Source organism: Haemophilus sp. HMSC066A11 (assembly GCF_001811665.1).
GTDB classification, from domain to species: domain Bacteria; phylum Pseudomonadota; class Gammaproteobacteria; order Enterobacterales; family Pasteurellaceae; genus Haemophilus; species Haemophilus influenzae.
In genome coordinates this window covers 1-17,431 of sequence record NZ_KV805869.1, presented here as the reverse complement: position 1 = coordinate 17,431, position 17,431 = coordinate 1, and the positions used below count along the sequence as shown (strand labels likewise).

Genomic DNA, 17,431 nt, shown 5'->3' with positions numbered 1-17,431 from the left:
TTACAACACTTCAACCTTCACTGTTATGGATAAGGACTGAAGACGATATTGTATCGGACTCAGTCCTTTTAATTTTAGTTGAATCCGTCGATGATTATAGTAATCCAAATAATCCCTTACCGCATTAACTATCTCCTCTCGTGTATTAAATTCCCGACCATAAAAGCATTTCGTTTTTTATCATCCAAAGAAACTCTCCATTGCGGCATTATCCAAGCAGTTTCCTTTCCTTGACAGTTTGGAGAATAACTGAGGGTATATGAGACTATCTCATTGTTAAATAAATCTAATATTGGGGATAAGTAGACTTTACTACCATCTTTTGCTTTAGTTACCCACTTTTGGTTCGGCTTGGTAGCCGTAAAATGGCGTTCTAGATGATTGGGTGCGATATAGCCAATCGTCCCTCGATAAGTCGTCAATTTTTTGCTTTTTCTTACCCGCACTTGAAGTTCAAGCTCTCGCATTAAACGTTGGATTTTCTTATGATTCACGCCCGGTAAACAGGCGTGAACCCGTCGGTAACCATAATCGGGATGCTTTGCTTTAATTTGGATAATCGCGGCTTTAAGCCCTTTATCCTTATCTGGCTTAACCTAGCGTCGAGCAAAAAACGTACTGCGTGCTAAGCCTGCAATATCTAATAGAGCTTTCAGGGGAAACTAAAAGAACTCAGCCCTGCGAATTACAGAATTTAGTCCTTGAACTAAATCAGTCTAACTTTTTGGGGTCAGATCAAACCGACCCTTTTGCTTAGAAATCAAATGATGCGTTGAATGAGAATGTGCGCGGTGCGCCGGATACAAGGTAGCCTCGACCCGGATAGCCGCCGACGGATTCCCAGTATTTTTTATTCGCCAAATTGTCAATGCGGGCGCGCAAGGTTACCGGCGTGTTGCCCAACATCACGATATAGCGTGCGCCGACATCCACGCGCGTCCAGTCGCCCACTTTAAGCGTGTTTTGCGCATTGGCGTAGCTGGATCCGGTGTAAGTCAGGCGGGATTCTAAGGTTAAACCTTGCAATGCCGGAACGTCCCATTCTGCGCCGAGGTTGGCTTGGAATTTCGGTACGCCGATAGTGTATTTGCCGTCCGTATCGGCAGAACCTGTGTTGCGTTGTTTAGCGTGTAAGAAAGTGGCACCACCTAACAAGCGTACATTGTCGGTTACTTGACCGTACACATTGATTTCAGCACCGTTGTGACGATCTTTCCCTTTTTCGCTGAAAATCAGATTTTCATCTACATAACCGCGCGGTTTTTCCGTTGAGAACAAGGCTAAACTTGCGCCAAAACCGCTTTGCGATTCATATTTCACGCCGATTTCTTTCTGTTTGGAAACGTACGGGCTGAGCATATCGCCTTTGTTGTGTGCGTTTGACGGTGCGGTTTCGCCTTGCGCCAAACTTTCAATGTAGTTGGCATACGCGGATATTTCCGGCGTGAAACGGTAAACTACGCCGAGGCTCGGGCTGACGTGCGCTTCTTTATAACGTTGATTCAACGCACCGGTATTATAAGCGAAGTTTTGCGTATAAAGCTGTTGCCAACGTGCGCCAAGGGTGACTTGTAAAGTTTTATCCAAGAACGATAGCGTATCGGCAAGCGCCACGCTGTTTAAGGCAACGCGGTTGGTCAATGCCGGCGAAGCAAGATCGTTACCTTTTCGCACCTTGGCGGAATAGCTAATGCCGTTAATGTAAGTCGGACGATATAAATTGGTGGCAAAAGTATTCTTCCAGTCCATGACATAGGCATTTTTGCGTTTTTCCTGATAACGATTGGCGGCAAGCACAACTTCATGATCTACCGCACCGGTTGCAAAGGAACCTTTTACGCCCACTTCGCCGGTATGGATAATATTGCGACGCGCATTGTCAAAACGATATTCCGTGCCGTTACCGTTTACATTTTGCACGGTAAGATTGGCTAATACGTTTTCTTCTTTACCGTCGCGGAAACCATAAGCGGCATAGCCGGTTAAGTTCGGTAGGAAATCATATTCCGCCCACACGGTACCGAATACGTCGCGTTCGTCGGAATAAGTCCAGTGTTGCGCCCAGTTTGAGGTGGCTTTTGGTGCCGCCGGTACGCGGCTGATGCTGGATAAAGTGACGCTTGGGCGTGTGCCGCTCAGATTATTTTTTTGATAGCCTAAGTCGGCGGATACGCGGGCTTGTTTACCTTTCCAGTCCAAGCCGAGGTGGAACACGGTATTACGCGCATTGTCGTGATCAATTTCGCTTTCGCCTTCCGTATGCGCCACATTTAAACGCACGCCGAATTCTTTGTTATCACCGAAACGACGGGAAATATCCGCACCGACGTTGGTGCGTTCACTGGAACTGTAACCGATGTTTAAACGGTTTAAATCTTCTTGCGGTGCACGTTTCGGCATTAAGGCAATTGTGCCACCGATAGAGCCGCCGCCCGGTGCCATGCCGTTTAAGAATGCCGATGCGCCGCGTTGCACGTCAACCCGCTCGAACATTTCGGAGGCAATATATTGGCGCGGTAATAAGCCGTATAAGCCGTTATATAAAATGTCATCGGAGTTGGTAATGAAACCGCGCATAAAATAGGCTTCCTGAAAATTACCAAAGCCGCGCGCCACCCGAACAGTCGGATCGTTTTTGAGCACGTCCGCCACGCTGCGGGCTTGTTTGTCCTGAATGAATTTATTGGTGTAGCTGGTCGTCGAGTACGGATTTTCCAAATTGGCTTTGTTGCCTAAAATACCGACACGGCTTCCGGTGGCAACCTGTCCGCCGGCAAATTCTTTGCTTAAGCCGTCAGGGGAAGCGTCCGCACTGATTTCGATCGCCTCCAATTGTTCGCTTTGGGTTGATTCTTGAGCATAAGCGAAATTAAGCGCAAAAAGCACTGCACTTGCGATCGTGGTGTGCATAAAGGTTTTTTGCATAAAAATGTTCCTAAATAAAAGTTAAATTGCGTAGTCGTCAAACTACATTTACATTTTCGGCAAGCCGCGTTGTGCGTTTGGCGCAGAACGGGTTTACCATAAAAATTCCTGCGGCGGATTAAATTTTCCGCAGTATGAACAAGAAATAAGTGCCGCCGAGTAGGGTGGCGACCAAGCCAGCCGGAATTTCGTACGGAAACAAAATTTGCCGCCCGAACCAATCCGCCAGCAACATAATCGTGCCGCCTAACAAAGCGGAAATCAGCAGTTGCGCCTTGGCTTTGTGCACGCCTAAGGAATAAGTCAGATGCGGCACTAACAACCCGATAAAACTTAACGGACCGATCATCAGAGTGGCAAGTGCGGTCAGCACGGCGCTGAATAAAATCAGCAGCAGGCGCGCGCGTTTTAAGTTCAAGCCTAAAGCCTGCGCCATTGGCGCTTGCAGGCTCAACAATTCCAGCCAACGGCTGAACAATAAACTGCCCGCCAGCAGAACAAGGCTCAGCCCCATAAACGGCACGGCAAGTTCCGGCGTGGTGTTTTGCGTCGAGCCAGAAGTCCACGCGATCAGTTGATTGGCACGCGGATCGCCGCTGGCAATCGCAATCCGTTGTAAGGTGTTGAACAGTGCGGACAAACTGATACCGGTCAGCAACACTTTTTCCGGCAACATACCGTTGTGGCGATTAATCGCGGATAAAATCAACAGGGCGACCAGTGCACCGCCGATGCCCGCCAGCCAGAACCATAGCGGCTGCTGGGCGGAAAACACGAACAATAGCAGCAAAATCCCCATACTCGCTCCAGAAGACACGCCCAATAATTCTGGGCTTGCCATTGGGTTTAAGGTCAGGCGCTGCAATAACACGCCGGCAACGGACAGCAAAATGCCGGCGCACAGCGCGATTAAAATGCGCGGATAGCGCAGATTGAGGATTTCCGGCGCAAACGGGTGATTGAAATCCAGCACCGACCACTGATCGAACGCGCTTTTGCCTACATTCAGCGCCAGCCACAAACTGACGGCGAACAGAATAATCAGCAGCCAAGTAAAGTGCGGTCGAAATCGGCGTTGTTTTTTCCGTTCCTCGCCGGTTAGCCGTCCGCTGTGCGGCAACGCGCGGAACATCAGCCACAGCAATAACGGCGTGCCCAATAAGGCGGTGACTGCACCGGTCGGGAAACTGAGTTGCGTATAAAAATTAAGTAGTTGTAGCAATAAATCGGTGATCGCCAATAACAACGCACCCACCAAAAATGCCGAAATTAACTGCCACGCTAAAGTTCGCACGCCGAGCTGGCGCACAATGGTTGCCGCCGCCAAGCCGATGAAACCGAGCATACCCACCGCGCTGACCACGGCGGCGATTAAATACGCGCTGACGATCACCGCAAACAGGCGCAATTTGCCCACCGGCACGCCGAGGCTCTGTGCGTTGCTGTCGTTCAAGGTCAGAATGGTGAGCGGGCGGATAAATGAAAAAACAAGGCAAAAACCGACCGCACTTTGCGCCAGCAGCCACTGGCTGTCGCGCCAGCTTTCCTGCACCAACGAGCCAGCGCCCCATTGAGCCAAGCCGCGCGATTCTTCCGGATAAAATAACATCATCATTCCGGTGAACGCGCCGAAATATAAATTAACCACCAAGCCCGCCAAAATTAACAATAACGGCGACATGGTTTTGCGCAGCGACAAGCTCATCACCAACAATAAACTCAAGCTCGTGCCGAGCAACGCGATTAAGCCGCTGCCGTATTCCAATAACTGCGGTGCGAAAATAGCGCTTAAAAACAGCCCGAACTGCGCGCCGCCGCTGATACCGAGGGTGTTTCGGAGGCGAGCGGATTGCTCATCACTTGTTGCAACAATAATGCGGCGAACGCCAGCCCGCCGCCGGCGAGTAACGCGATGCTAATGCGCGGCAGAGTGTAGCTTTGCACCAACAATAACGGCAGCGAATCGCGGGCGCGCAATAAATCGGTCAGTACCGTGTCGGGCGGCAGTTGCAGGTGCAGTAAGAATGCGCCGAGCGCGACGAAAATCACGCTCAACACGACAATCAATAATGCGGCGCGGTTTACCATGCGTCACCTCCGTGCAGTAAGCCATCGGCGAACACATGGGCGAAACGCCGTGCCGACGGAATCGCACCGAACGACCACACCGCCGGTAGAATCAATGCTTCTCTGGTCATCGGCAAATGTTGCCACAGAGTATTATGCGTGAGCGCGCTGGCAATGTTGGCGGGATAAGGTTTGACGATCACAAAACGAGTGTTCGGCGGCAGTTTGGCGAGTTCGGTGATTTCGATATTCTGAAAACCCCAGTAATTCACCTTCGGCAGATAGGCGTTGCGGAAGCCGAGTTGTTTTGCCACCGCGCCGAACAGACTGTTTTCGCCGTAAATGCGCAGGTGACGGGTATCGATAAATTGCAGCAAGGCGAGCGGGCGATCGGTAAAGGCGCTTAATTCTGTTTTCAGCCGTTGCACGTCTTGTTCATATTGCGCCAGCAGTTGTTGCACCGCCTGTGGTTTGCCGATAATTTGCCCGATAGTTCGGGTGGCGTTCAGCACGTTTTGCCACGCGTCGCCCGCCTGATAAAAATCTACGTTATGCACTTGCGCATAAGGACGCAGTAAATTATTGAGTGACGCATAAAAATTGCTGTTAATGAAAACTAAATTCAGGTCATCGGCAGAATGTGACAAGGTGGCGATAAGTTCTAAATTCGGCTGCAAACGAACGCCTAAATCGACGGTAGTTTTCGGCAATTCGGGTTGCTTGACCCAAGTTTGATAACTTTGCATATCGCCCACTGCGAGCGGCGGTTCGCCCAATGCAATGAGGGTTTCCGCCGCCACCCAATCCACCGTGGTGTAGCCGTTATGCGACGCGGCAAATAGCACGCTGTGTGCTAAAAGTGCGGTCATTCCGAGCAGTGTTTTTAATAATTTACGCATTTTAATAAAAACTCACCGGACGTTGGGTTTGTGGGTGCGGGATCACGTTCAGCCGAATGCCGTAAATCGCCTCCAACAACGGCGGGTTGACGATTTGCTGTGCGTCGCCCTGCGCCAGCAGTTTGCCGCTGTGCAGCGCCACCAAATGATCGCAAAAATGCGCCGCCAGATTGATGTCGTGAATCACGATCACCACGCCTAGCCCCAAATCGCGACTTAATTGATGCACTAACTGCATAACTTCCACTTGGTGCGCAATATCCAATGCGGCGAGCGGTTCGTCCAACAGCAGAAAACGGCTTTGCTGCGCCAATAGCATGGCGAGCCAAATGCGCGAGCGTTCGCCGCCGGACAGCGTATCCACCAGTTGATCGGCGAATTTTTCCGTGTGGGTCAGGCGCAACGCTTCGGCGATCGCCTGTTTATCCGCCGCCGTTTGGCGTCCGAACAGCCCGTTCCACGCATAACGTCCCATGCCGATTAATTCGCATGCGGTTAAATTGGTGGCAGCGGGCAGATGTTGCGGCAGATAGGCGACCCGTTTGGCAAATTCTCGTTGGTTCCAGTGCGCAATATCTTTGCCGTCCAACGAAATCGAACCGCCGGACAGTTGGGTCTGGCGTGCCATTAATTTGATTAAGGTGGATTTGCCGGAACCGTTATGCCCGATCAAACCGTACACCTTGCCGGCATCAAACGTGAATGAAGTGGGGAAGAGCAAGGTACGCTGCGGAATGCGAAAAGAAATCTGATCAAGTCGGAACACGGTTTCACCACGACTTATTTAGTCGGTTGTCAAAAGTCACGCAATCTTATATGAAAACAATTCCCATTTCAATTTAAACGCTGAATTGTTTCAGGCGGGTAAAGTGCGGTCAATATTTATTGCGTTTTTAAGGACGCTTTTGAAAGGCATAGTAGAGAAATCATAAGTCATTTTATCTACTATGCCTTTTGTTCTAGTAGGCGGGTGAAATTTGTGATTCGATTATTGATCCATCGACATACAAAGTAAAGTTAATGGATGAATACAAGTTACGTTAGATGACATATCAATTTGCCATTTGCAGGTTTGACATTCAGATATAACGTAATCAAACCCACCTTCGTTAATATTATCGAATAGATTTTTACCAATAGATTGTGAAATTTCATAGTTTTCTGATTTAAAACCGTAAGTCCCCGCAATACCACAGCATTGGCTAGGTAACATAATGATTTCTAAACTTGGAATTTTTTTCAACACTTCCAAAGTATAAGGTGCCCAACCCGCCTTATCTACGTGACAAGCGGTGTGATAAGCCACTCTAAGTTTAAGTGGTTTCAACGGTAATGTTTTACCCTCTTTGAAAAGCTGATATAAAAATGGGGTTACCATATGGATATGCGGACGGACTTTGGCGTTATCAATACCTAAAATATGATGGTATTCGTCACGCAGATTAAGTGAACAACTTGATGCCTCACTAATCACATCTATTCCATTTTCATCTACCATTTTTCCAATGTAATCGGTATTGAATTGTGCAATATTACGAGCGCGATTAGGAAAACCGTTTACCATTAATGGTAAACCACAGCATTTTTCTTTTTCCAGTAACATTACCCCAATGTTCATCGCATTGAACACTTTAAGGAATTCTTTGCCAAGCTGTGGATTATTATAATTAACATAACAACCGTGGAAATATGCTACTTTTCGCTCAAATTTTTGTTGGTCTTGTAACGCATTTTTCATATACCAGCTACGGAACGTACCAAACGCATATTTAGGTAAAGTACGTTTCTTACTGATATTAAGGGTTTTTTCCAACATAAATTTGGTGGCTTTCAGACCCGTAATGGTGTTCACAATGGGGGCAAGTGGAGTATTGATTTTCCCCATTACATCTGTGTTACTTAAAATCGCATCACGCAATTTATTCATTAACGGTTTTTTAGACTGCGCTAAGTGATTATTACGCGCTCGTACAATTAAATCGCCAATTTTCACATCAGACGGACAAGCCACTTCACAACGTTTACAGTTAGTGCAATATTTAAGTGCTTCATCATAAAGTTCAGCAGATTTTAAGCGTAAACGCTCGCCATCAGGCCCTGATTGTTTTGGGCCTGGATAAAGCGGATTATTACGTGAAACAGGACAAACAGCAGTACAAGCCGTACATTTAATACAGCTTTCAAAACTTTCATCAATATATTTATGGCTTTCAGGCGAATTAAGGGATTGTTTTGCACTATCAATGAGTCGTTGAATATTATTATCCATATTATTCCCCCTTATTTCGCTAAGATTTCATCTGCCACTGCCAAGGCAGTTACAACAGCCACACCCGAACCACAACCAAGTTCAAGGGCATTAAAACCACCAATCACATTACCGACGGCATATAAATTCGTTAAAAATTGACCGCACTTTTTCACTTGGCACTGGGCATTAATCGCTACGCCTGCTGATTGATAAGGTTGTGGATGAGCAAAACGATGAGCCGTCCAAGTGAAACGATCTTTATCGTTAAACCCTTCAACACCGATAATATCGGATTCAAAAACTGGCTCAGAAATTTTATCAAATTCGGAAATAAGCCCTTTGCTGAAGAAACTTCCTGAAGCGAGTACGAAATTATCTGCAGTAATTTCTTCATTTTCTAGCAAACGAGTATTGATACAACGTACTTGATTTCCTTCAAATGTTGCATTCAATGCACTGTCGCCATTAATCATTAAACCACCTAAGGATTCAAATTTATGGCGTAATTGGATTCGTTGGCGCATACCGAGCAATGATGGGGGCAGCGTTGGTAATTCAAATAATGCAAGTTTAGTTGCATCACGAAGTGCGGTCATAAATTCTTGGTTTTCTAAACCAAAACAAGCAGGTAAAAATACCGCTTCTGCACCTTGCGCTGATTCTATGATTTCTTTCACTAAATCTTTAAAAGCGAGTTTATGTTCTAAAAGTTGAGAGATATTTACACTACGGAACTCACGAGCATTTTTGCGAAGCTCATCTAATTGTGGAATATTTAAGAAACCACTCGTTACTTCACAATGTTCAAATTGTGGGTTTAACACCAAATTTGCGGCTAAAAGTTGCGGCTGAAAATCGTGATAACCTTCAATACCAAGCACTGCAATACGTTTATGCGGAAAGGGTTCATTACCTTGCACAGTTGGCACGCTATTTGGCGAAAGCCACGCACCACGTAAACTGCCTAAGCCTGTTACACGCCAGTGATTTTTTTCCGTAGAACCAATTAAATCAAGATTTAATTCATTGGCTAAACGTTCAAAATCTTGTGCTTTAGCAAGCACTTTCTCTGCACCCAATAAACTATAAGGGTGGGCAGGTAATTCATTGCGAAGTGCGGTAATATTTTCTTTTAAATTTTCTACTGCACGATTTTCCCCATATGTCGTTGATGGCATACGGCTTAATAAATCTAAAGAGCCAGATGCAAAATCAATGGCTGCTTGACCGTTGTTGATAATCACGCAACGTTTACCGCGTTGTTGAAGGGCGATGCCACAGGTTAAACCCGCCAAACCACCGCCAATAATGGCTACATCAAAATTCATTGCTATCCGTCCCTTGTTGTGCTTGTTCATCAAGCGGTTTCACATCATTTAAACCCAATACGCTACCATACATCCAAGAGGTAAATTCGGCTTCGCGAATAGCTTCACCCCAAGCAATCGGCTCAATACCGCGCCAGCGTTCTTCCATAAAGGCAGAAAGTTGAGTGGTTGATTGACGTGGTGTTGCCACTTCAAAACGATTCATTAGTCCTGCAGCACGACACGCACAGAGTTCAGCTTGACAAGTTCCCATTCCAACTCGGGAGCGACGACGTAAATCGACGAGATTATTTACATCCAGTTCATCAACAGCGTAACGAACTTCCCCCGACGTCACCGCTTCACATTCACAAACCATTGAACGATCTAAACGTTCTTTTTCAAGCAAACGAGTAGCACGTGAACCATGACGATACACAGCAGAATAACGAATAGTACTTGGTAATGAAATGACTTTTTGATTGGTCTCTTGACGACTTTCAGTAGAGCCAGGTAGAGGTTGCTTCGCTGTTACACAACGAGCCGTTTTATTAAGTTTTTTACAAACAAGGTCGGTCGCCCATTCAGCCATTAAACGATAAGTCATTAACTTACCGCCAGTGATTGTAATAAAGCCGTCTAAGCCATCGCGTTCTGCGTGGTCAAGTAACACAATACCACGGCTCACATTACGACCTGATGGATCATCATCACTCGCAACTAATGGACGTACCCCAGCATAAGCACGTAATACGCGAGTATGACGCAAGCTAGGTGCGAGTTTTTCACCTTCACGGAAAAGAATGTCTACTTCTTCTGGCGTCACTTGCATGTTATCGATTTGATCATAAGGAACACGACTTGACGTTGTACCAATCACACAAATTGTATCGCCAGGGACGAGAATATCCGCATCAGCTGGTTTACGGCAGCGGTTAATTACAAGTTTATTAATGCGATGACCCATTACGAGCAATGCACCTTTCGCAGGGAACATTTTAATTTTGAGATCGGCATATTCCGCAATCCCTTGTCCCCAAATACCACCAGCATTTACAACAAGCGGTGCAAAAAATTGGCGTTCTCTGCGATTTTTGTGATCGTACACATTCACGCCAATCACTTTTCCACCTTCACGAATCAAATTTTTTACTTCGCAATAAGTGAACATTTTTGCGCCGTTTTCTGTGGCGTCCATCATATTAGAGGCGGTTAAACGGAATGGGTCAATAGAACCATCTGGCACAACAACAGCGCCCACTAAATCAGGATTTACAGAAGGCTCCATAATTTTAGCTAGTTCAGGATCAATGGCTTGTGCATCAATTCCAGATTTTGCACAGCTCTCAAGGAAGGTTTTTTGATAGTCGAGCGAATCTTCAGGCAAAGTGATAAATAAGCCTTCCGTTTCATCTACGCAATGACGCGCAATTTTGCGCAAAATGCGGTTTTCTTTAATACATTCTTCAGCAGATTCTTGGTCGTTCACGGCGTAACGCGCACCACTGTGTAATAATCCGTGGTTACGTCCTGTGGCTCCTGTCGCAATATCTCGACGTTCCAATAAAATACAATCAATGCCACGAAGTGCGCAATCGCGCGCAATACCTGCTCCTGTTGCGCCACCACCGATAATGATCACATCAGTGCTAAGTGACGAAAGATCTCCAACATCTTTATAGATACTAGGCGATAATCCCATTGTTTACCCCCGATTCCCAAAATGTAAGAAAAAATAATATAAAAAGTGTAATCATTGTAGAGAAGTGCGGCAAAATTAACAACATTTTGAGTGTAAAAGAAAGCGATTTTGTGATATTGATCACAATAATTTTCGCATTCGCTCAAACGGTGTAAAGATTTGTGAAACACTTCACATTTTTGATTTTTTTTACTTTCTTATTTTTTTATTTTCTTTTATGATTCGCAAATCCCTTACTGTTTCAAAAGGGTAAATTTAGATGACGCATAATTAAAAAGTTGGAGAAAAAATTATGTTTGGACCATTCAAACCCGCTCCGCATATTGCGGAACTTCCAGCGGAAAAAATTGATTCCACGTATAAACGCTTACGTTGGCAAGTGTTTGCTGGCATCTTTTTTGGTTACGCCGCTTATTATTTCGTCCGTGCAAACTTCGATTTAGCACAAAAAGGCTTGATTGAAGCTGGTATGTATAACAAAGCTGAACTTGGGATTATCGGTACAGGGGCGGGTTTGGCATACGGCTTATCTAAATTCTTTATGGCATCCATTTCCGATCGCTCAAACCCAAAAGTCTTTTTACCTTTCGGTTTGCTCTTATCTGGTTTGTGTATGACGATGATGGGTCTCATGCCATGGGCAACCTCAGGGATTGCCGTGATGTTCATCATGATTTTCTTAAACGGTTGGTTCCAAGGTATGGGTTGGCCACCATGTGGTCGTACAATGGTGCATTGGTGGTCTAAATCTGAACGTGGTTCGATCGTGTCAATTTGGAATACCGCGCATAACTTAGGGGGAATGGTACCAGGGGCGATGGTGTTACTCGCCAGTGCCGTTTACTTCAGCATACATGGTGTTGAAGCGACCGCAAAAGACGTTTGGCAACAAGCTCTTTATTATCCAGGTATTGCAGCCATGATTGCGGCGATTCCAATTTATTTTATGATGAAAGACACACCACAATCTTGTGGTTTACCTCCTATCGAAAAATGGCGTAATGATTACCCAGACGATTACAACGAAAAAACCTATGAGCATGATTTAAGCACAAAAGATATTTTCGTGACTTACGTCTTAAAAAATCGCCTACTTTGGTATATCGCGATTGCTAACGTATTCGTGTATTTAATCCGCTACGGTGTCTTAAAATGGTCGCCAGTGTACCTTGGCGAAGTGAAACACTTCAATATCAAAGGTACTGCTTGGGCGTACACTATTTATGAATTAGCCGCGGTTCCGGGGACTTTATTATGTGGTTGGGTCTCTGATGAAGTGTTCAAAGGTAAACGTGGTTTAACCGGTTTCATTTTCATGACTTTAACCACTGCCGCCGTCGTAGCATTATGGTTAAACCCAGCAACACCAGAAGCTGAATTAGCTAAATATGCAGGTCATGCATGGTATGAAAACCCATATCAGTTAATGGACTTCATTCTCATGACAACCATTGGTTTCTTAATCTACGGTCCTGTGATGCTTATCGGTTTACATGCGCTTGAGCTTGCACCGAAAAAAGCAGCAGGGACATCTGCAGGTTTCACCGGTTTATTTGGTTACTTAGGTGGTACTGTATCTGCATCAGCCGTAGTGGGTTGGGCTGCCGAATATTATGGCTGGGACGGTGGTTTCTACGTAATGATCGGCGGTGGCGTATTAGCGGTGTTATTACTCTTAATCGTAATGGTTGAAGAAGGAAAACACAAAGCAAAATTAGGCGATACTTACGGTACTAAATAATTAGCTTAAAAAAGGCGGCGGGCAAATTGCTTAGTCGCCTTTTTTGTAACTATCATAAGAATAATAAAAAGATAAGTATCATTTTTGGGAAAAGTAAAAATGAATAATGAAAATATGGTAAGAGTTTTCTATGTCTTATTAATGGGGTTAGGATTTCCTATTATGAGATTTATGAGTATTCATTTTGAAACTTTAAATAATAATTCTGTTAGATTTTTATCTGGAGGATTATTATTTGCTTAATTAAATTTAGAAGTGAGTTAAAGAAAATAATTAGTGAACCTAAAATTATTCTTTATTTATTTTAGGTATTTTTATGACTGGAAATATGTTTTTCTTTATTAATGGTTTATTTATCAAATTCTAATGTTGAATGTGTTATGGGAGAAGTTCAAACAGATTTTATCCGAAATGTACATGGGATAAACGATTTCGGGGGAATAGGTGTAGTTAAATTTTCATCTGGTTCAATTGGTTTTATTAAGGGCGTTAGCAATTCTCCATTTAAGTTTATGTTTGAATTAGATATTTTGGGAAAAGATGGAAGAATAAAGCTGTTAAATAATGCTGAAACATATGAACTATACCAATACTCAAATAAAAATAATTCTGCTGGAAATGATTATAAATCTCTAATTCTAACTTGTAGAGAGGATAATGACTATCAATCAGAAAGAATGATTAAAGCCATTAAAAATATTATTCATTGTATGACTAATAATCATCAACCTATTTCAAGTGCTGAAACATCTTTAGAAACTATTAAAATTATTCACGGAATAATTAATTCTGTTAAAATAGGTAATGATCCTAACAATATATAAGGAGAATAAGTATGAAACTTAAAACTTTAGCCCTTTCTTTATTAGCAGCTGGCGTACTAGCAGGTTGTAGCAGCCATTCATCAAATATGGCGAATACCCAAATGAAATCAGACAAAATCATTATTGCTCACCGTGGTGCTAGTGGTTATTTACCAGAGCATACGTTAGAATCTAAAGCACTTGCGTTTGCACAACACGCAGATTATTTAGAGCAAGATTTAGCAATGACTAAGGATGGTCGTTTAGTGGTTATTCACGATCACTTTTTAGATGGCTTGACTGATGTTGCGAAAAAATTCCCACATCGTCACCGTAAAGATGGTCGTTACTATGTCATCGACTTTACCTTAAAAGAAATTCAAAGTTTAGAAATGACTGAAAACTTTGAAACCAAAGACGGCAAACAAGCGCAAGTTTATCCTAATCGTTTCCCACTTTGGAAATCACATTTTAGAATTCACACCTTTGAAGATGAAATTGAATTTATCCAAGGCTTAGAAAAATCCACTGGCAAAAAAGTAGGGATTTATCCAGAAATCAAAGCACCTTGGTTCCACCATCAAAATGGTAAAGATATTGCTGCTGAAACACTCAAAGTGTTAAAAAAATATGGCTATGATAAGAAAACCGATATGGTTTACTTACAAACTTTCGATTTTAATGAATTAAAACGTATCAAAACGGAATTACTTCCACAAATGGGAATGGATTTGAAATTAGTTCAATTAATTGCTTATACAGATTGGAAAGAAACACAAGAAAAAGATCCAAAGGGTTATTGGGTAAACTATAATTACGATTGGATGTTTAAACCTGGTGCAATGGCAGAAGTGGTTAAATATGCCGATGGTGTTGGTCCAGGTTGGTATATGTTAGTTAATAAAGAAGAATCCAAACCTGATAATATTGTGTACACTCCGTTGGTAAAAGAACTTGCACAATATAATGTGGAACTGCATCCTTACACCGTGCGTAAAGATGCACTGCCCGAGTTTTTCACAGATGTAAATCAAATGTATGATACATTATTGAATAAATCAGGGGCAACAGGTGTATTTACTGATTTCCCAGATACTGGCGTGGAATTCTTAAAAGGAATAAAATAATATCCCTCACAACCGTGGGTAAACATACCCACGGTTAACTAGGTTTCTATATCGTAGAAACTAAAAATCTACTCTAACAGAGTAACATCATAATCAATCTAGGTGTTCTAACCTAGAATTCAAATAAGGAGGCTATTTCAAAACACTCCGTATTCTTTTTTAATAAATTCTCTTCCCTTTACTTAGGGAAAACACTCTTCATTTCAACCGCACTTCTAAGGAGTGATCTATGGATAAATCATTAAAAGCGAACTGTATTGGCGAGTTTTTAGGTACAGCCTTATTGATTTTCTTTGGTGTGGGCTGCGTTGCAGCACTAAAAGTAGCAGGCGCTAGTTTTGGCTTGTGGGAAATCAGCATTATGTGGGGGATGGGCGTTGCACTTGCAGTATATGCAACAGCGGGTTTATCTGGCGCACATTTAAACCCTGCAGTAACCATTGCCCTTTGGAAATTTGCTTGCTTTGATGGCAAAAAAGTAATTCCTTACATCATTTCACAAATACTCGGCGCATTCTTTGCTGCCGCATTAGTTTATGCCTTATACCGCAATGTTTTTATCGATTATGAAACAGTCCACAATATTGTTCGTGGTACACAAGAAAGTTTAAGCCTTGCGGGTACATTCTCCACTTATCCTCATCCAAGTTTAAGTATTGGTGGCGCCTTTGCTGTGGAATTCGTGATTACTGCAATTCTTATGGCATTAATTATGGCATTAACTGACGATGGAAACGGAGTACCTCGTGGTCCGCTTGCCCCATTATTAATCGGTATCTTGATAGCCGTTATTGGTGGTGCTATGGGACCATTAACTGGTTTTGCTATGAATCCAGCACGTGACTTCGGACCAAAATTCTTTGCTTATCTCGCTGGCTGGGGCGAACTCGCTTTAACTGGCGGACGCGAAATCCCTTATTTTATCGTTCCAATGGTTGCACCTGTTTTAGGCGCATTGGCTGGTGCATGGTTATACAAAAAAGCAATTGGCGGCAATTTACCTTGTAATTGCGGCTGCGAATAATTATTTGAAGGAGTAATACTATGACAGACAAAAAATACATCATTGCATTAGACCAAGGCACAACAAGCTCTCGCGCAGTATTATTAGATCATAATGCGAATGTGGTTGAAATTGCACAACGTGAATTTACCCAAATCTACCCTCGAGCTGGTTGGGTAGAACATAACCCAATGGAAATTTGGGCAACTCAAAGCTCAACCTTAAACGAAGTCGTTGCAAAAGCGGGCATTACATCTGATGAAATCGCTGCTATCGGTATCACCAACCAACGTGAAACCACCATTGTATGGGAAAAATCAACCGGTACACCTGTTTACAACGCGATCGTTTGGCAATGCCGCCGTACTGCAGACATTACCGATAAATTAAAAGCCGATGGCCATGAAGAATATATTCGTAATACCACAGGCTTAGTGGTTGACCCTTACTTCTCTGGTACAAAAGTAAAATGGATTTTGGATAACGTTGAAGGCGCACGAGAAAAAGCTGAACGAGGCGAATTATTATTTGGTACCGTTGATACTTGGCTTGTATGGAAATTGACTCAAAGCCGAGTGCACGTAACCGATTATACCAACGCATCTCGTACCATGTTATTTAACATCCATACTAAACAATGGGATGACAAGATGCTTGAAATCTTGAATATTCCTCGTTCAATGTTACCTGAAGTACGTAATTCTTCTGAAATTTACGGCCAAACCAATATCGGTGGTAAAGGTGGTGTGCGTATTCCTGTTGCAGGGATTGCTGGTGACCAACAAGCCGCTCTTTACGGACATCTTTGCGTACATGCAGGCCAAGCCAAAAACACTTACGGCACAGGTTGCTTTATGTTACTCCACACGGGTAACAAAGCTATTACATCCAAAAATGGACTACTCACAACCATTGCTTGTAATGCAAAAGGCGAACCAAAATATGCCTTAGAAGGTTCTGTATTTATCGCGGGTGCATCAATCCAATGGCTCCGTGATGAACTCAAAATTGTTCACGATAGTTTTGACTCTGAATACTTTGCACAAAAAGTGACTGATAGTAATGGCGTATATGTTGTTCCAGCTTTCACAGGCTTAGGTGCACCATATTGGGATCCATATGCGCGCGGTGCGATTTTTGGTCTTTCTCGCGGCGCAAACCGTAATCATATTGTTCGCGCAACCTTAGAATCTATTGCTTACCAAACCCGTGATGTCTTAGAGGCTATGCAATCAGATTCGGGTGAACGATTACAATATCTCCGTGTAGATGGTGGTGCGACAAACAATAACTTCTTAATGCAATTCCAAGCTGACATTTTAGATGTAAATGTAGAGCGTCCAGTTGTGAAAGAAGTAACAGCGCTAGGCGCAGCTTATCTTGCTGGTTTAGCAACGGGCTTCTGGAAAGATTTAGACGAGCTTCGCGATAAAGCCCGTGTAGAACGCACCTTCAGTCCAGACAGCGACAATGAAAAACGTGAACGTCGCTACAAAGGCTGGAAAAAAGCAGTTAAACGCTCATTAGAATGGGCAAAAGAAGATGAAGAATAATTTATAAATTAATTCTCATACAAAAAGTGCGGTTAAAAATCCTTTTATTTTAA

General features: G+C 43.6%; 12 protein-coding genes and 3 pseudogenes. 6 read left to right on the top strand and 9 right to left on the bottom strand.

Annotation, left to right across the window (positions count from 1 at the left end; all coding sequences use genetic code 11):
* From HMPREF2813_RS10135 to glpA, 9 genes and pseudogenes are all read right to left on the bottom strand, one after another.
* Positions 1-165, bottom strand: a pseudogene (locus HMPREF2813_RS10135) (IS3 family transposase); the annotation flags it as partial.
* Positions 129-572: pseudogene (locus HMPREF2813_RS10130) on the bottom strand (IS3 family transposase); the annotation flags it as partial. The pseudogenes HMPREF2813_RS10135 and HMPREF2813_RS10130, both read right to left, overlap by 37 nt.
* A 181-nt stretch (positions 573-753) precedes the next feature.
* Positions 754-2,925 carry a TonB-dependent receptor gene (locus HMPREF2813_RS05710; RefSeq protein WP_048946892.1) on the bottom strand — a complete coding sequence of 724 codons (2,172 nt, stop codon included), beginning with the start codon at positions 2,923-2,925 and terminating at the stop codon, positions 754-756.
* A gap of 118 nt (positions 2,926-3,043) precedes the next feature.
* Positions 3,044-5,013: pseudogene (gene fhuB / locus HMPREF2813_RS05705) on the bottom strand (Fe(3+)-hydroxamate ABC transporter permease FhuB).
* A complete protein-coding gene (locus tag HMPREF2813_RS05700; protein WP_014551111.1) occupies positions 5,007-5,891 on the bottom strand; it encodes an iron-siderophore ABC transporter substrate-binding protein in 885 nt (294 codons plus the stop codon). The pseudogene fhuB and the gene HMPREF2813_RS05700 overlap by 7 nt, the downstream one beginning before the upstream one ends.
* 1 nt (position 5,892) lies before the next feature.
* Entirely contained in the window at positions 5,893-6,657 is a 765-nt protein-coding gene (locus tag HMPREF2813_RS05695; RefSeq protein WP_014551110.1) for an ABC transporter ATP-binding protein, read from the bottom strand.
* Between the two features lie 222 nt (positions 6,658-6,879).
* Positions 6,880-8,160 (bottom strand): anaerobic glycerol-3-phosphate dehydrogenase subunit GlpC, encoded by a 1,281-nt coding sequence (gene glpC, locus HMPREF2813_RS05690; RefSeq protein WP_005687908.1) that lies wholly within the window; start codon positions 8,158-8,160, stop codon positions 6,880-6,882.
* 11 nt (positions 8,161-8,171) lie between these two features.
* Complete coding sequence (gene glpB / locus HMPREF2813_RS05685; RefSeq protein ID WP_014551109.1) at positions 8,172-9,470, bottom strand: glycerol-3-phosphate dehydrogenase subunit GlpB; 1,299 nt, start codon at positions 9,468-9,470, stop codon at positions 8,172-8,174.
* On the bottom strand, positions 9,460-11,151 hold the full coding sequence (gene glpA / locus HMPREF2813_RS05680) for an anaerobic glycerol-3-phosphate dehydrogenase subunit A (protein ID WP_014551108.1): 1,692 nt from the start codon (positions 11,149-11,151) through the stop codon (positions 9,460-9,462). Before glpA ends, glpB begins: the two co-directional genes overlap by 11 nt.
* 292 nt (positions 11,152-11,443) lie before the next feature.
* Between glpA and glpT the strand changes: the two genes are divergently transcribed.
* The 6 genes from glpT to glpK all read left to right on the top strand — a co-directional run bounded on the left by glpT (position 11,444) and on the right by glpK (position 17,378).
* On the top strand, positions 11,444-12,892 hold the full coding sequence (gene glpT, locus HMPREF2813_RS05675; RefSeq protein ID WP_014551107.1) for a glycerol-3-phosphate transporter: 1,449 nt from the start codon (positions 11,444-11,446) through the stop codon (positions 12,890-12,892).
* 99 nt (positions 12,893-12,991) lie between these two features.
* Positions 12,992-13,135, top strand: coding sequence for a hypothetical protein (locus HMPREF2813_RS10005; protein ID WP_014551106.1), 144 nt, complete (start codon positions 12,992-12,994; stop codon positions 13,133-13,135).
* 137 nt (positions 13,136-13,272) lie between these two features.
* Positions 13,273-13,716 carry a glycerol-3-phosphate dehydrogenase gene (locus HMPREF2813_RS05670; RefSeq protein ID WP_227932567.1) on the top strand — a complete coding sequence of 148 codons (444 nt, stop codon included), beginning with the start codon at positions 13,273-13,275 and terminating at the stop codon, positions 13,714-13,716.
* An 11-nt stretch (positions 13,717-13,727) separates the two neighbouring features.
* Positions 13,728-14,822, top strand: a complete 1,095-nt coding sequence (glpQ, locus tag HMPREF2813_RS05665) for a glycerophosphodiester phosphodiesterase (RefSeq protein WP_005658428.1) — start codon at positions 13,728-13,730, stop codon at positions 14,820-14,822.
* A gap of 229 nt (positions 14,823-15,051) precedes the next feature.
* Entirely contained in the window at positions 15,052-15,846 is a 795-nt protein-coding gene (locus HMPREF2813_RS05660) for an MIP/aquaporin family protein (protein WP_005658429.1), read from the top strand.
* 20 nt (positions 15,847-15,866) lie between these two features.
* Complete coding sequence (gene glpK / locus HMPREF2813_RS05655; RefSeq protein ID WP_005658430.1) at positions 15,867-17,378, top strand: glycerol kinase GlpK; 1,512 nt, start codon at positions 15,867-15,869, stop codon at positions 17,376-17,378.
* Positions 17,379-17,431 lie beyond the last annotated feature (53 nt).

What these genes read in the sequence shown, in the direction of transcription:
- HMPREF2813_RS05710 (WP_048946892.1), bottom strand. Translation starts at nt 2,925, where the DNA reads ATGCAAAAAACCTTTATGCACACCACGATCGCAAGTGCAGTGCTTTTT.
- HMPREF2813_RS05700 (WP_014551111.1), bottom strand. Translation starts at nt 5,891, where the DNA reads ATGCGTAAATTATTAAAAACACTGCTCGGAATGACCGCACTTTTAGCA.
- glpC (WP_005687908.1), bottom strand. Translation starts at nt 8,160, where the DNA reads ATGGATAATAATATTCAACGACTCATTGATAGTGCAAAACAATCCCTT.
- glpB (WP_014551109.1), bottom strand. Translation starts at nt 9,470, where the DNA reads ATGAATTTTGATGTAGCCATTATTGGCGGTGGTTTGGCGGGTTTAACC.
- glpA (WP_014551108.1), bottom strand. Translation starts at nt 11,151, where the DNA reads ATGGGATTATCGCCTAGTATCTATAAAGATGTTGGAGATCTTTCGTCA.
- glpT (WP_014551107.1), top strand. Translation starts at nt 11,444, where the DNA reads ATGTTTGGACCATTCAAACCCGCTCCGCATATTGCGGAACTTCCAGCG.
- HMPREF2813_RS10005 (WP_014551106.1), top strand. Translation starts at nt 12,992, where the DNA reads ATGAATAATGAAAATATGGTAAGAGTTTTCTATGTCTTATTAATGGGG.
- HMPREF2813_RS05670 (WP_227932567.1), top strand. Translation starts at nt 13,273, where the DNA reads ATGGGAGAAGTTCAAACAGATTTTATCCGAAATGTACATGGGATAAAC.
- glpQ (WP_005658428.1), top strand. Translation starts at nt 13,728, where the DNA reads ATGAAACTTAAAACTTTAGCCCTTTCTTTATTAGCAGCTGGCGTACTA.
- HMPREF2813_RS05660 (WP_005658429.1), top strand. Translation starts at nt 15,052, where the DNA reads ATGGATAAATCATTAAAAGCGAACTGTATTGGCGAGTTTTTAGGTACA.
- glpK (WP_005658430.1), top strand. Translation starts at nt 15,867, where the DNA reads ATGACAGACAAAAAATACATCATTGCATTAGACCAAGGCACAACAAGC.